12 protein-coding genes are annotated in these 14,744 nt (G+C 72.4%); 7 read left to right on the top strand and 5 right to left on the bottom strand.

The window, feature by feature from the left end; all coding sequences use genetic code 11:
• Window positions 1-19 precede the first annotated feature (19 nt).
• Window positions 20-457, bottom strand: a complete 438-nt coding sequence (locus tag ACZ61E_RS11170; RefSeq protein WP_469699304.1) for a MarR family winged helix-turn-helix transcriptional regulator — start codon at window positions 455-457, stop codon at window positions 20-22.
• Window positions 458-621: 164 nt separating this feature from the next.
• Between ACZ61E_RS11170 and ACZ61E_RS11165 the strand changes: the two genes are divergently transcribed.
• Window positions 622-804 carry a ribbon-helix-helix protein, CopG family gene (locus tag ACZ61E_RS11165; RefSeq protein WP_469699303.1) on the top strand — a complete coding sequence of 61 codons (183 nt, stop codon included), beginning with the start codon at window positions 622-624 and terminating at the stop codon, window positions 802-804.
• 58 nt (window positions 805-862) lie between these two features.
• Here the strand turns inward: ACZ61E_RS11165 and ACZ61E_RS11160 are convergent, their stop codons facing one another.
• Window positions 863-2,281 carry an NCS2 family permease gene (locus ACZ61E_RS11160; RefSeq protein WP_469699302.1) on the bottom strand — a complete coding sequence of 473 codons (1,419 nt, stop codon included), beginning with the start codon at window positions 2,279-2,281 and terminating at the stop codon, window positions 863-865.
• 196 nt (window positions 2,282-2,477) lie between these two features.
• Here ACZ61E_RS11160 and ACZ61E_RS11155 point away from each other — a divergent pair, with 196 nt between their 5' ends.
• Complete coding sequence (locus ACZ61E_RS11155; RefSeq protein ID WP_469699301.1) at window positions 2,478-2,810, top strand: DUF2530 domain-containing protein; 333 nt, start codon at window positions 2,478-2,480, stop codon at window positions 2,808-2,810.
• A 98-nt stretch (window positions 2,811-2,908) separates the two neighbouring features.
• Window positions 2,909-5,371 carry a cation-translocating P-type ATPase gene (locus ACZ61E_RS11150; RefSeq protein WP_469699300.1) on the top strand — a complete coding sequence of 821 codons (2,463 nt, stop codon included), beginning with the start codon at window positions 2,909-2,911 and terminating at the stop codon, window positions 5,369-5,371.
• Window positions 5,372-5,488: 117 nt separating this feature from the next.
• Here ACZ61E_RS11150 and ACZ61E_RS11145 read toward each other — a convergent pair whose 3' ends face one another.
• From ACZ61E_RS11145 to ACZ61E_RS11135, 3 genes are all read right to left on the bottom strand, one after another.
• Complete coding sequence (locus tag ACZ61E_RS11145; RefSeq protein WP_469699299.1) at window positions 5,489-6,343, bottom strand: DUF5707 domain-containing protein; 855 nt, start codon at window positions 6,341-6,343, stop codon at window positions 5,489-5,491.
• Window positions 6,344-6,457: 114 nt separating this feature from the next.
• A complete protein-coding gene (locus ACZ61E_RS11140; protein ID WP_469699298.1) occupies window positions 6,458-9,562 on the bottom strand; it encodes a sacsin N-terminal ATP-binding-like domain-containing protein in 3,105 nt (1,034 codons plus the stop codon).
• Between the two features lie 294 nt (window positions 9,563-9,856).
• Complete coding sequence (locus ACZ61E_RS11135) at window positions 9,857-10,792, bottom strand: DUF3027 domain-containing protein (RefSeq protein ID WP_469699297.1); 936 nt, start codon at window positions 10,790-10,792, stop codon at window positions 9,857-9,859.
• Between the two features lie 418 nt (window positions 10,793-11,210).
• Here ACZ61E_RS11135 and ACZ61E_RS11130 point away from each other — a divergent pair, with 418 nt between their 5' ends.
• The 4 genes from ACZ61E_RS11130 to ACZ61E_RS11115 are packed head-to-tail and all read left to right on the top strand — an operon-like array spanning window position 11,211 to window position 14,741.
• On the top strand, window positions 11,211-12,560 hold the full coding sequence (locus ACZ61E_RS11130) for an MFS transporter (RefSeq protein WP_469699296.1): 1,350 nt from the start codon (window positions 11,211-11,213) through the stop codon (window positions 12,558-12,560).
• A gap of 27 nt (window positions 12,561-12,587) precedes the next feature.
• Window positions 12,588-13,079: a DUF2771 domain-containing protein gene (locus ACZ61E_RS11125; RefSeq protein ID WP_469699295.1), complete on the top strand. Its 492-nt coding sequence runs from the start codon at window positions 12,588-12,590 to the stop codon at window positions 13,077-13,079.
• Window positions 13,080-13,119: 40 nt separating this feature from the next.
• The gene (locus ACZ61E_RS11120; protein WP_469699294.1) at window positions 13,120-13,890 is read left to right on the top strand and encodes a futalosine hydrolase; all 771 of its coding nucleotides are present in this window, start codon (window positions 13,120-13,122) and stop codon (window positions 13,888-13,890) included.
• Window positions 13,887-14,741, top strand: coding sequence for a 1,4-dihydroxy-6-naphthoate synthase (locus tag ACZ61E_RS11115; RefSeq protein WP_469699293.1), 855 nt, complete (start codon window positions 13,887-13,889; stop codon window positions 14,739-14,741). Before ACZ61E_RS11120 ends, ACZ61E_RS11115 begins: the two co-directional genes overlap by 4 nt.
• The last annotated feature ends 3 nt before the right edge of the window (window positions 14,742-14,744 follow it).

Here is a 14,744-nt window from a genome sequence, read left to right as displayed (position 1 = left end):
AGTGTGCTTCTGCGGGCGGCTACAGGTGCGCGAGCTTCTCCAGCACCGGCGCGGCGGCGCGGAGTTTGGACCATTCGTCCTCGTCCAGGCCCTCGGCCACGGCGGTCAGCCAGGCGTTGCGCTTGCGGCGGCTCTCTTCGAGCATGGCTTCGGCCCGCTCGGTCGGCGTGACCACCTTCTGGCGGCGGTCGTCGGGGTGCGGTTCGAGCCGGACCAGTCCCTTGGCTTCGAGCAGGGCGACGATCCGGGTCATCGACGGCGGCTGCACATGCTCCTTGCGGGCCAGCTCACCGGGTGTGGCCGAGCCGCAGCGGGCGAGGGTGCCGAGCACCGACATCTCGGTCGGGCTCAGCGACTCGTCGACGCGCTGGTGTTTGAGGCGCCGGCCCAGCCGCATGACGGCCGAGCGGAGTGCGTTCACGGCGGCCGCGTCGTCGCCGTGGGATAGGTCAGGCATGTTCCTTAGCCTAACTCATTACCTTGGCTAAGGAAAACGGAGAACGGCCCTCCGCGCGAGGGCTCACAGATCCCACACATCGAGCGCCCGCAACTCACTCGTACGAGTGAGACAACCGCGGAAAGCGACCCAGCGGCCCGGACGCCCCGATGACTCTGGTCGGCATGGGATCGACAGTGCTCAGCCTGCGGATAGACGGTGAGCTGCTCGACCGGCTTCGGCAGCACGCCGCCAGAAGGGGAATGAGCGTCCAGGACTATGTGGCCGGGACGCTCACGCGCGCCGATTTCGACGAGCGCTTCAGGGCGTCCGTCGACGAGACGGAGAGGTTCTACGGCGCGGCGTGACCGGCTGGGCATGACCAGGCGGGCGTCACCGGCCGCGCCGCCACTGCCGGCCGGGCCGTTACGTGAGGCCCAGCGCAGGCATCGCGTAGTAGAAGACGAACACGGCCGACACGACGTACATCGCCACCGGCACCTCACGGCCCCGGCCCGCCGCCAGCCGCAGCAGGCTGAAGGTGATGAAGCCGATGCCGATGCCGTTGGTGATCGAGTACGTGAACGGCATCGTCACCATCGCCAGGAACGCGGGCACGGCGACGGTGAAGTCGCTCCAGTCGATGTCCTTCACCGATCCGGCGAGGATCAGGAAGCCGACCGCCACCAGCGCGGGCGTCGCCGCCTGGGACGGGACCATCGTCGCGATCGGTGTGAGGAACAGCGACAGCGAGAACAGCACGCCCGTCACGACGGACGCCAGTCCGGTCCTCGCCCCTTCGCCGACTCCCGCCGTGGACTCCACGAAGCAGGTCGCAGCGGAGGACGAGGTCGCGCCGCCGGACGCGACGGCGACACCGTCCACGAACAGCACCCGGTTGATGCCGGGCAGCCGGCCCTGCTCGTCCATCAGCTTCGCCTCGTCGCCGACGCCGAGGATCGTGCCCATCGCGTCGAAGAACGTGGACAGCAGCACGGTGAAGACGAAGAGGACACCGGTGAGGATGCCGACCTTCCCGAATCCGCCGAAGAGACTCAGCTCGCCGATCAGCCCGAAGTCCGGCATGTCCACGGGGTTGCCCGGCCACTTCGGGGTCGTCAGGCCCCAGCTCGGCACCTCGGCGACCGCCTCGACGACGAGCGCGACCACCGTCATCGTGACGATCGAGATCAGGATCGCGCCGGGCACCTTGCGGATGATCAGCGCGAGCGTGAGCAGCGCGCCGAGCGCGAAGACCAGCACGGGCCAGCCGTTGAGGTGGCCGTCGGAGCCGAGCTGGAGCGGCACGGTGGTCCTGGCGGCGTCCGGGATACGGGAGACGAAGCCCGAGTCGACCAGGCCGATCAGCATGATGAACAGGCCGATACCGATCGCGATGCCCTTGCGGAGGCTTGCGGGTACGGCGTTCATCACCCGTTCCCGCAGCCCGGTCGCGACCAGCAGCATCACCAGGAAACCGGCCAGGACGACCATGCCCATGGCATCGGGCCAGCTCATCCGCGGGGCGAGCTGGAGCGCGACGACCGTGTTCACCCCGAGCCCGGCGGCGAGCGCGATCGGCACATTGCCGATGACGCCCATCAGGAGGGTGGTGAAGGCGGCGGTCAGCACGGTGGCGGTGACGAGCTGGCCACTGTCGAGCTGGTTGCCGTACATGTCCTTGGCGCTGCCGAGGATGATCGGGTTCAGCACGATGATGTAGGCCATCGCGAAGAAGGTGGCGAAGCCGCCGCGGACTTCCCGGCCGACGGTGGAGCCGCGCTCCGAGATCCTGAAGAAGCGGTCCATGGCAACCGGGGCGGTGGCCTTGTCCTGGACGGGCATGCGCAACCCTCGGTCGTCGTGGTCATCGGCTGTCGTGTTCATCGGCTGTTCGAGCGAATGGAACCGGCCATGCGGAACGGGCCATCTCGAAAACCGCTTCAGTATGAACAGATAGGCCGATGATCGCTATCTCCGCGCGTAGAGCCGTGCGGGACCGCGTCCGACCTGGCCCGGGGCTGACGCATACACTGACGCCATGGCCAAATGGACCCCGACGCATGAGGCACCTGAGCCCCTGGAGGGGCCGGTCGTTCCGACCGTCGTCGGCGGCACCCTCATCTGGTTCGTCCTCTTCCTCGTACAGCTCCCGTTCTACGGCTGGTTCGACGACCACGGGCACCTCTGGTGGGTGTGGACCTGTCTGGCCGGTGCGGGGCTGGGGCTGATCGGCATCTGGTACGTCCTCAGGCGCGACGCGGCCATCAGGCGGGCGGCCCGGGAGGCGGACCCGGGGCCGGACACGGCGCGCGGCGGCGGACCGGGGGCCCCGGAGACCGGCGGCGGCTCCGCCGGGGACCCCGCGCCGTAATGCCCTGGGACGACTTGTGCCCGTACCTGTCGTACCTCGGTCGGATCTTCGGACCCCCCGGCGGGTAATCGCCCCCGCACAGCCGTAACGTCGACCTCATGACTCAGCGGGCGAAGATCGACACCGGCGGCGGCGAGCCACGCGGCCCCTCCATTGACGCGGGCGCGGAACTCGATCCCGTCCACCCGAGGGAACTGCCCGCGCCGGCCGGCCACGCCACCGGGCTGACCGCGGCGGAGGTCGCCGAGCGGGTCGCGCGGGGCGAGGTGAACGACGTACCCGTACGCAGCAGCCGCTCCACCGCCGAGATCGTCCGCGCCAACGTCTTCACCCGGTTCAACGCGCTCATCGGGGTGCTCTGGGTGATCGTGCTGTTCGTCGCGCCGATCCAGGACAGCCTCTTCGGTTTCGTCATCATCGCGAACACCGGCATCGGCATCATCCAGGAACTGCGCGCCAAGCGGACGCTCGACGGGCTGGCCGTCATCGGCGAGGCGAAGCCGGTCGTGCGGCGTGACGGCGTCGCGGCCGGGATCTCCACCTCCGAGATCGTCCTCGGCGACATCGTCGAGCTGGGCCCCGGCGACAAGGTCGTCGTGGACGGCGAGATCGTCGAGGCCGGCAGTCTGGAGGTCGACGAGTCCCTGCTCACCGGTGAGGCCGACCCCGTGCTCAAGCGCCCCGGCGACACGGTGATGTCGGGCAGCTTCGTGGTCGCGGGCGGCGGCGCGTTCCGGGCGACGAAGGTGGGACGGGAGGCGTACGCGGCCCAACTCGCCGAGGAGGCTTCGCGCTTCACCCTCGTCCAGTCCGAACTGCGCAGCGGCATCAGCACGATACTCAAGTACGTGACCTGGATGATGGTCCCGACGGCGATCGGCCTGATCATCAGTCAGCTCGTCGTCAAGGAGAACGCCTTCAAGGACTCCGTCGCCCGGACCATCGGCGGCATCGTGCCCATGATCCCCGAGGGCCTGGTCCTGCTGACCTCGGTCGCCTTCGCGATCGGCGTCATCCGGCTCGGCCGGAAGCAGTGCCTCGTCCAGGAGCTGCCGGCGATCGAGGGCCTGGCCCGCGTCGACGTCGTCTGCCTCGACAAGACGGGCACGCTCACCGAGGGCGGCATGGACATCACCGAACTGCGCCCGCTGGGCGGCGCGGACGAGGCGTTCGTCCGCACGGTGCTCGGCGCCCTCGGCGCCTCCGACCCCCGGCCCAACGCCAGCCTCCGGGCGATCGTCGACGCGTATCCGGACCGCTCGGGGTGGCGCGCCACGGCGGCGCTGCCGTTCTCGTCCGCCCGCAAGTACAGCGGCGCCACGTTCGAGGGCGACGGTCTGAACGGGGCCGTGAGCTGGCTCCTCGGCGCGCCCGACGTCCTGCTGCCCACAGGTGATCCGACGCTGGCGGAGATCGACGCCCTCAACGAGCAGGGCCTGCGGGTGCTCCTGCTGGCCCGCGCCGACGGCACCGGACCGCTGGACGCGCCCGGCGCGACGGCCGGCGCCGAGCCGACGGCGCTGGTGGTGCTGGAGCAGCGGCTGCGTCCCGACGCGGCCGAGACCCTCACGTACTTCGCCGATCAGGACGTCGCGGCGAAGGTGATCTCCGGCGACAACGCGGTCTCGGTGGGCGCCGTGGCCGCGAAGCTGGGGCTGCCGGGCGCGGACCGAACGGTGGACGCCCGCCAACTGCCCGGCGAGCGCGACGAGATGGCGAAGGCGCTCGACTCGGGCACGGTCTTCGGCCGGGTCAGCCCGCAGCAGAAGCGGGAGATGGTGGGCGCGCTCCAGTCGCACGGCCACACGGTCGCGATGACCGGTGACGGTGTGAACGACGTCCTCGCCCTGAAGGACGCCGACATCGGCGTCGCGATGGGATCGGGGTCGGAGGCGACCCGGGCGGTCGCCCAGATCGTGCTCCTGAACAACAGCTTCGCCACACTGCCCTCGGTGGTGGCCGAGGGCCGCCGCGTCATCGGCAACATCACCCGTGTCGCCACGCTCTTCCTGACGAAGACGGTCTACTCGGTGCTGCTGGCCATCCTGGTGGTCTGCACGCAGGTGGAGTACCCGTTCCTGCCCCGGCATCTGACGCTGATCTCCACGCTCACGATCGGCGTCCCGGCGTTCTTCCTGGCCCTGGCGCCGAACAAGGAGCGCGCCAGGCCGAACTTCGTACGCAGGGTGATGCGCTACTCGATCCCCAGCGGCGTCATCGCCGCCGCCACCACCTTCACGACGTATCTGCTGGCCCGCTCGCACTACAGCGGCCCCGGCTCCCTGCCCGCCGAGACGAGCGCGGCGACCCTGACGCTGTTCCTGGTCTCGATGTGGGTCCTGGCGATCATCGCCCGCCCGTACACCTGGTGGCGGGTGGGGCTGGTGCTGACGATGGGATTCTGCTTCCTGGTGGTCCTGGCCGTCCCCTGGCTCCAGCACTTCTTCGCCCTCAAGCTGGTGGGCACGACGATGCCCTGGACGGCGGTGGCGATCGCGGCCGTGGGCGGCGCGCTGCTGGAAGTGGCGTGGCGGGTGGTGGACCGGAAGTTCCCGGTGTAGGCACGCCCGGCCGGGCCCCGGCACGGCGAAGGGCCCCGCGCCGGGTGCGCGGGGCCCTTGGTGACGGGGCTCGGACCGTCCGGCCGCCCGTACGGGCCGCCTGTCCCGGCCGTTATGTCACTTGACGTCGACGAAGTCGCCGGCCGGGATGACCGCCGGGGTCGTGGACGTGCCGGCGAAGTTCCAGCGCCAGTAGCCGTCCACCGTGGCCTTGGTGGTGGTCTTCAGCGTGCCGGTGCTGGAGGTCTTGACCGTCTTGAGCGTGCTGTAGGTGGAGCTGGTCTTCTTGCGGAACTGGAGCTGCACCGACTGGGTGGCGTAGCCCTTGTAGGTGCCCGTCTCCCAGTTGGCGCGGGAGAGCTTGCCCGTGACCGTGATCGTGCCGCCCTTCTTCACCGGCTCCGGCGCGGCGTTGACGGTGATCTTGGACAGGCGCTGGAGGTTCGTCTTGGCGAACTTGTCGTTCTGGACGCTGTAGGTGTCGTTGGACAGCGCCCAGACACCGACGTTCCAGGTCTTGGAGTCACTGTTGATGAGCCACATCGGGTCGACCTCGATGGTCTGGGTGCACGTCGAGGTGGTGGCGCTCGCGGCCGTGCACTTGAACGCCCCGGGCGCTCCGAAGCCGAAGGAGTCCGGGTCGTCGAGGCTGGAGCCGATCCAGATGATCGCGTCGGCGTCGGCGATGCCGGACGGGTGGGACGCGGTGATCGAGACGGAGACCTTCTTGACGGCGGTGGTGCCGACGACGATGGGCTTGCCGCCGTTGACCACGGCCTTGTTGATGACCGGGGCCTGGGCGGCCGCCCGGGCGCTGCCCTTCGGCGCGGCGGCGGCGCCCTCGTGGGTGGCGGAGCCGTAGGACGGCACGCCGGGCCGATCGCCCGCGGGCGCGGCCTGGGTGGCCGGCACGGCGAGGGCCGACAGAGCCAGGGCACCGGTCGCGACGGCAACAGTGGCACGGATTCGCATGCATTTCCCCATTTGTCAGTGAGCCTGTTGGCTCGTCTGTACAGACGAGGGTCAGGAGGTAATGGTTGTACACAACGTGCGACTTTCGTGAAGATCGCACCTCTTGCCGTGACTTCAGTCGAACCAGCGGTCCCGCGCCAGTTCCTCCGTGCGCGACGCGTCCTCCAGCAGCGCGGCCACCTCGAAGCGGCGCGGCCACTGCCCGGCCGCCCACGCCAGCCCGGCGGCGACGCCTTCCACCGTGGCCGCGTGGACCGTGCCGTCCGGTGTGCGCCGCCAGTCCAGCTCCACACCGCCCGCGAGCAGCCGCTCGTGTTCCACATAGGTGGCGGGTGTGCCCGCGCCGAGCAGTACGCGGACGGACACCGGGACCTCGTACTCCTCGCCCTCCGTGGCCACCTCCGCCGTGACGCTCTCACCGAGCCGTCCGACCTGGAGCAGCTCCGCGAGGTCGGCGGCGCGGGCCGGGGCGACCGGCAGCAGCGGCACTCCGGCGGTGAGCGGCAGCAGGTCGGGGGCGTCCGCGACCACGGCGTCCGCCGCGTCCACGATCCGCACCTCGCCGTCCACGACCGCGCGCAACTCGTCGGGCAGCGTGACCTGTTCGGGGTCGAGATCCGCGACGGCCGTGTAGAGGGCGTGCAGCTGACGTGCCGTCACCTCGCGGTCCGGGTCGGCCAGCCGGGTCAACAGCTCGGCCGCGCCGCCCGGTTCTTCCAGCAGGGCGGCGACCGACGTCCGTACGCCCAGGGCGCGCAGCACCTGCGCGTCCTCGAAGCCGGACGCGTCCACCGGGTCGTACAGCCCGGCCAGCAGCGGATCGCCGCCCGCCGCGCGCAGACCGGCCGGACGGCGCCCGTCGAGCACGGGATGGTCGCGCAGCCACCAGGCGGTGTACGAGCGCACGCTCTCGGTGGTGCCGTCGGGCAGCAGGACCCGTACGGGCGCGGTCAGCGCGTCCCGCAGCGGTGGCCGCGCCAGCATGGCCAGCGCCTGCGGCCAGGCGTCGTCGTCCACGAGGTCCAGGTCGCGCACGGCGACGATCTCGGTGGCGACCGGCGGCACCGGTGTCTCGGGCAGCCGGTCCAGGACGTCCTCGCACCAGACGTCGACGGCGTCGAGGAGACCGGCGTCGTCGGGTTCGGCGAAGTCACCGTCGCGCGGCTCCAGTTCGTCCGGGTCCAGGACGACATCGGTGGCGCGTACGAGGGCGAAGCCGGCCAGCACCCCGCAGGCGGCGAGCGACTGTTCGCCCCACCGCTCGGCCAGGTCGGCGTCGCAGAGGGCGAGTTCGTCCTCGCGCATGACGGCGGCGAACGGGCTGCCGGGCAGGACGAGTTCACCGGCGGGGGCCAGTTCGCCGTCCTCGTCGGGCAGGGCGAGCGCGGCCAGCCACGGTTCGTCGCCGGGGTCCAGGTCCGCGTCCCGCACCAGGGCGAGGACGGTTTCGGCCAATTCCTCGGCGTCCAGTCCCTGTTCCTGGTCCCACATCTCGGCGGAGTCCAGCGAGGCGGCGACCGCCGCGCGTACCTCCGGGGTGGTCAGCACGGCGCGCGGCGAGGCGGGGAGGGCGCCCAGCTTCTCCAGCAGCGGGTGGGCGGCGTCGGGGTGCGCCACCTTCAGACCGAGCCTGGCCAGGTCGGACGGAGTGTCGGCGAGCGGCAGCAGGACCCGCCGGGGCCCGACCGCCGTACGGCCGCTGGCGAGCGGCACCGGCAGCCCGGACAGCCGGTCCGGGTCGACACCGGCCAGCGACTCGTACAGCCGCCGCCACCACTCGGGAGGCCGCTCGGCGCCGCCGATCCGCTCGATCGCGTCACCGAGGGGCAGCCGGCCCACCGTCAGGGACCGCAGCTCGGCGCGCCGTTCGAGTCCGGCGGGCAGCAAGGTGGGCAGCACTTCGGCCAGTACGCGTACGGTGTCGGCACCCGCGCCCTCCACGACCTCCGCCTCGAACGGCCGCAGCGCGGGCAACTCCTCGCTGGGGGCGGCCGGTTCGAGGAAGGCGACGCGCGGCAGCCGGCTCAGGATCGCGGCCCGCAGGACGCCGTCCAGCTCGCCCTTGCCGAGCGGCCCCGGCACCAGGTCGATGGTGCCGGTGGACACCGGCTGCCAGTCGCCGAGCAGTTCGGCGTACGCGTCGGCCGCCCGCTCCACCAGGAAGTCGGTGAGGGGTCCGGGCGCGGGGTGGCGCCTGGTGGTGTCCAGCGGCAGTGAGGCGATCAACAGCGCGGGGACGCCGAGGGGTTCGTCGGTCGGCGTCGGGGCGTGCACGACGGGTGCGGTACGGGGCCGGGCCGGGGCGCCCTCACCGTCCACGGGGACGGCCCAGGTGACCGCCCAGTGGGGGCGCAGGCGTTCCTCGACGGGGCGGCCTTCGAGCAGCTCGGGCGCGGTGGCGCCGTGGTGGCTGACGACCCGCCAGCGCCGTACGGCGTCCGCCGCGCTGTCCTCGACACGCACGTACGGGCCGTGCTCGGCGCGCGTCAACACCCTTTCGCCTTCCGGGGTTTCGACCACGATCTCGGCCAGGCCCGGCAGGGTCAGCAGCAGCGCGTCGTCGATCGCGGCGAGCAGCCGCTCCACCAGGTCGAGCGCGGTCCCGTCCCGCAGCGGCAGGATGACCACGGTGTCGTAGCCCTCGGGCGCGCTGCCCTCGGCGGGCAGCGGCAGCCGCAGCAGCGGCACGTGCCCGTCGCGGCGGCGCAGCTCGTCGCCGAGCCCGGGGCTCGCCCCCGCGGCCTCCAGGGCCAGCCCCCGCGCCTCGGCGAGCGACCAGCGGACGCCGCCGTGCCGGCCGACGACGGCCGGTTCGTCGCTGACGGCGACGACCGCGGCGAAACCGACACCGAACCGCCCCACGGCGGACTCGTGCCCCTCGCGTTTGGCGGAGGCCCGCAGGGTGCTGAGCGATTCGACGCCGGTCGCGTCGAGGGGCGCGCCGGTGTTGGCGGCCACGAGGACGGCGGGTCCCTCGGCGGTGGCCGGCCGCAGGGTGAGCCGGAGCCGGCCGGGGACGCCGGCGCGGGCGGCGGCGTCGGCGGCGTTCTGCGCCAGCTCGACGATCAGGCGGTCACGGTAGCCGCCGAGCGCGAGGTCCTCCTCGGCGTTGGCGTCCTCCCGGAAGCGGGCGGGACCCGCACCCCAGGAGGCCAGTACCGCACGCCGCAGCCGAGCCGTTCCGAACGGGTCGGCCTCCTCGGTCGTCGTGACGCTCACCCTGTGACTCCGCTCTGTCCGTCGCCTGCCGGTCCACTGCTCGCTAAGTGTGGGGCCCGAAGGTACCGCGCGACGGTGCGGGGGCGGAGGGCGGTGTCCGGGATCCGGCGGCGGTCCGGTCCGGACGCACAGGTCCGGCGCGCGGCGGGCGCCGCGCTGCCGGGGCCGTGATCCGGGGCGGGCCCGCCCCGGCCCCGCTCACCGGGCGTCGCTTATCGGCCATTCGCCGTCGTCGCGGGTCAGGAGGAGCTCACGGGACCGCGGCGCACGCGCGGCGCGCGCCGCGGCGGTGGGTCAGGAGCTGTCCGGGGACCCGGCCGTATCGCCGTCCCCGCCGCCGCCCGAGGGCTCCATCGAGAACGCGTCCGCGCCCAGTTCGTCCAGCACGTGCGGTGCCGGACGGGGGGGCGTGGGCATCACGGCCGCCTCCGAGTGGCCGCCGCAGCCGTACGCCAGGGACACCACCCGGCCGTCCGCCGGCGAGAACTCGTTCGCGCAGACGCCGAACGCCTGCCGCAGCGAGCCCGCGAGCGGCAGCAGGAAGCCACACGACACACACGGCGCGGGCGCCGCCTGCGCCATGGGCGTCTTCGCGCCGAACGACTCGTCCCAGCGGTCCGCCGCGATGTGGAGCCCGTACCGGGAGAGCACCCGGGCCCGGCGCATGCCGAGCTCCTCGGCGACCGCCGAGATGGTGCCGCGGCCGGTGGCCGCCGTCGTGGCGTCGCCCGCCGCGCCGTCGCGGTCCGTCTCCTCCGCGTCCTCCGCCTCGACCAGCTCGGCCAGGGCCCGCGGGGTGACGCCCTCGCGCAGGACGGAGTTCGGCGGGGGCACGTCCTCGCCGCTGTAGCCGGGCTCCAGGCGCAGATCCTCCGCCTCGGTCGGCAGCAGATCACCGGGGCCCATGTCGCCGGGGCGCAGCCGGTCGCTCCACGGCACCCATTCGGGGGCCTGGAGGGAGTCGGGGCCCGGCAGCAGCACCGTTTCGTCAAGCGTGACGAGCTTGGAGCGGGACGCGCGGGCGACGGTCACCGCCCAGCGCCAGCCGCGGTAGCCCATCTCCTTGCACTCGAAGAGATGGGTGACGACGCGGTCGCCCTCGGACACCGCCGCCACATGTTCGCCGACGACACCGGGCGCGGCAGCCTCCTCGGCTGCCGCCCTCGCGAGGTCTACCGCCTCGGCGCACAGGCGGTCGGGGGTTCGGCTTCGAGTCGTCGCAGCACTCACAGGTCTCGCTTCTCTCCTACGCCGTTTCACGGGTGCGCCGGCCGAGTCGCGAAGCACGGGCCGAGGGCGGAGCGGACCAGAGGGCCGCATCGACGTCCACGCCCGAGACCTCTCGGGCACACCTACCGTCAACCATTCTGCGGGATGACGAAGAGGCGCGCGGCCGAGAACAACCGCCGGTGGCGCGCTACGCACGCTACCTCCTCCACCGCCCGCCGCCCACCTGCACGCCCCCTTTCCCGGAGTCCGGGCAGCCCGCGGGCGGTGCGACAGGCCGGAAAAGTACCGGGAGACAGCGGTCGGGCGGGTCTCCGGGCGGCCGGGAAATCTCGGCAAAGTAATGAGAAGAAGTGCCGAAGTCAGCGCGTCAGCGACGTCAGGGGCGTTCCCTCACCCGAAGTGGGGGCAGTATGACGGGGTGGCAGCCGTCAGGTCGTCCGAGAGACCCGGTCCCTTCCGCAGAGCGGGCCGGTCGGTCGGCCGTGCCCTGCACCTGCCGATCACCGGCACCGCCAAGGGCATCCGCAAGGCCACGCACGCGCACGGCGCGGGCGAGTCCGGCCTCGGCAGGCTGATCGAGCTGCACGCCGTGAACGGCGCGGGTGACGTCATGATCACCGTCGCCCTCGCGTCGACGGTCTTCTTCTCCGTACCGACCGACGAGGCCCGTGGCCGCGTCGCGCTCTACCTCGCCGTCACCATGGCCCCCTTCACGCTCCTGGCCCCGGTGATCGGCCCGCTCCTCGACCGCGTTCCGCACGGCCGCCGGGCCGCGATGGCCGGCGCCATGCTGACCAGGGCGCTGCTCGCGCTGACGATGTCGGGCGCGGTGGCGACGGGCGGGCTCGAACTGTATCCCGCCGCACTGGGGGTGCTCGTCGCCTCGAAGGCGTACGGGGTCGTCCGCAGCGCCGTCGTGCCACGCCTGCTGCCACCGAAGTTCCCCCTGGTCCGGGCCAACTCCCGGGTGACGCTCGCGGGGCTGCTCGCGACGGGTGCGGCGGCCCCGATCGGGGCCGGACTCCATCAGATCGGGCCGCAGTGGCCGCTGTACGGGGCGTTCGTCATCTTCATCGCGGGCACGTTCCTGGCGTTCACGATGCCGCCGAAGGTGGACTCGGCCAAGGGCGAGCGGAAGATGCAGCTGGTGGCGCGCGGGAGCAAGAAGCGGCCGAGCCTGCGTACGGTCGGCCCCTCCGTCTTCAACGGCCTCCAGGCGAACGCGTCGCACCGCGCGCTCTCCGGGTTCCTGATCTTCTTCCTGGCGTTCCTGCTGCGCCAGCATCCGCTGGCGGGACAGAGCGCCGCCATCTCGCTGGCCATCGTGGGCGTCTGCGCCGGTACGGGCAACGCGATCGGTACGGCGGTGGGCGCCTGGCTCAAGGCCCGCGCGCCCGAGGTGATCATCGCCACCGTGCTGGGTCTGGCGCTCACGGCGGCGATCTTCGCCGCGGTCTTCTTCGGCGGCCTGACGATCGCGGTGCTCGCCACCACGGCCGGTTTCACCCAGGCGCTGTCGAAGCTGTCGCTGGACGCGTGCATCCAGCGGGACGTCCCGGAGGAGGTCCGTACGTCCGCCTTCGCGCGTGCCGAGACGCTGCTCCAGATGTCCTGGGTGGTGGGCGGCGCGATCGGTATCGCGCTGCCGCTCAACGGTGTGCTCGGGATGTCGGTCGCCGCGGCTCTGGTCGCGACCGGGGCGCTGTTCTCGCTGCGGGGGCTGCTCGGCGCGGCCCGGCACGGCGCGCCGCACCCGCGCGTCGGATGAGACGGGCCGGGCGATAGCCTTCGGCCCATGACCGTTGCGTTTATCTCTGCCAGGGCCCGCCGGACCGGTGTCGCGCTCGGCGCCGTCTCCGCGGGCCTGCTCGTCCTCTCGGCCTGCGACAAGCCGACTCCGATCGCGACGGTGACGGTGGGCACGGACTCCGTGCACTCCGAGGCGGCCTGCTACAACCACGGCAAGTCGCTGGGCGAGCAGTCAGAGCTGGCGAAGTGCCTCAACGACACGTCCGGGCGGAAGACGATCTCGGTCTCCCTGGACGACCGGATCCACTTCGGTGTCGACCCCGCGATCGCGGACAACGGCTGGACCTTCTACATCGACGGCCAGCGGGTCGAGCCGGAGCCGAACAAGGACACGTACCGCACCATCCAGGCGAGTTCGTTCTTCGCCTCCCAGACGGGCGAGCTGATCAAGTCCGTCAATCTCGGGATCGTGGAGACGAGCGAGAAGGAGAAGGCGGTCACCGGTGTCTGGAACTTCGAGCTGAAGAAAAAGTCCTGATCCCGACGGTCTGGCCGGGCCCGGTGAGGGAGGGGCGTTCGTGCGCGTACTCGTCGTGACCGCCGTGGCGGCCGAGGCCGAAGCGGTCTCCGCCGGACTCGGCGCGTCCGGTACGGCGGCCACGGAGCGGGTCCTGCCGGGCGGTTACGTCCTGAGCGCCCGGCCGGGCGCCGATGTGCTGGCTGCCGGGGTCGGTCCCGCCGCGGCGGCGGCCGGTACGGCGACGGCGCTGGCCGTCGCGTCGGCCGCGGTGCCGTCCGGTTCCCCCGCCGCTGTTGTCTCGTCCGCCGGGGTCTCCGCGTCCGGCTCCGCCGCCCGCGCGCCGTACGACCTGGTCGTCTCCGCCGGTATCGGCGGCGGGTTCCAACCGCTCGCCCCGCTCGGCTCGTTGGTGGTGGCGGACGCGATCGTCGCCGCCGACCTGGGCGCCGGGACACCCGGAGGTTTCCTGCCGGTGGACGAGCTGGGCTTCGGCCGCACCGTCCATCTCCCCCCGCCGGAGCGGGCCGCCCGGATCGCGCACCTGCTGGACGCCGTCCACGCGCCCGTTCTCACCGTCTCCACCGTCACCGGATCGTCGGCGCGCGCCGATGAGCTGGCGGCCCGTCACCCACGGGCCGCCGCCGAGGCGATGGAGGGCTTCGGTGTCGCGGAGGCCGCCGCGGCGTACGCGGCGCCGGTGATCGAGATCCGCGCGATCTCCAACGCCGTCGGCCCGCGCGACCGTTCGGCGTGGCGCGTCGGCCCCGCGCTGGACGCGCTGCGGTACGCCTTCCAGCAACTCAGCCCCGTCTTCGAGGAGTCGCCATGAGGCACGCCGCCCCGCCCCTGCGCATCGCGTACTCGCCCTGCCCCAACGACACGTTCGTCTTCGACGCCTGGGCGCACGGCCGGGTGCCCGGCGCCCCCGGACTGGACGTGACGTTCGCGGACATCGACATCACCAACGGCATGGCGGAGCGCGGCGAACTGGACGTGCTGAAGGTGTCGTACGCCGTGCTGCCGTGGGTCCTCGACGAGTACACGCTGCTACCGTGCGGCGGCGCGCTCGGCCGCGGCAACGGCCCCCTGGTCCTGACCCGCGAGCCGGCCGCCGACCTGACGGGGGCGACCGTCGCCGTACCGTCCGAACGGTCCACCGCCTACCTGCTGTTCCGGCTGTGGGCGGCGGAGGTCGTGCCGGGCGGGGTGGGCCGGATCGTGGTCATGCCCTTCCACGAGATCATGCCCGCCGTGCGCGACGGCAAGGTCGACGCGGGGCTCGTCATCCACGAGGCGCGCTTCACCTACCAGGAGTACGGGCTGCACCGGCTCGCCGACATGGGTGAGCACTGGGAGTCCACGACGGGCCTGCCGATCCCGCTGGGCGCGATCATCGCGAAGCGGAACCTGGGCCCGGACACGCTCCGGCTGCTGGCGGAGTCGGCGCGCACGTCGGTCCGGATGGCGTGGGACGACCCGGAGGCGTCCCGCCCGTACGTCCGCGCCCACGCGCAGGAGATGGACCCGGCGGTCGCGCGGCAGCACATCGCCCTGTACGTCAACGAGTTCACCGCCGACCTGGGACCGGACGGCTACGCGGCGGTCCGGGGGCTCCTGACCCGCGCGGCGGCGGAGGGCCTGGTTCCGCCGCTCTCCCCGGAGGCGCTGGCCTTCGGCTGACCA

The organism is Streptomyces sp. NPDC104581 (assembly GCF_055583685.1).
The sequence above is the reverse complement of the archived record's forward strand: the minus strand, read 5'-3'. Positions and strand labels throughout refer to the sequence as shown.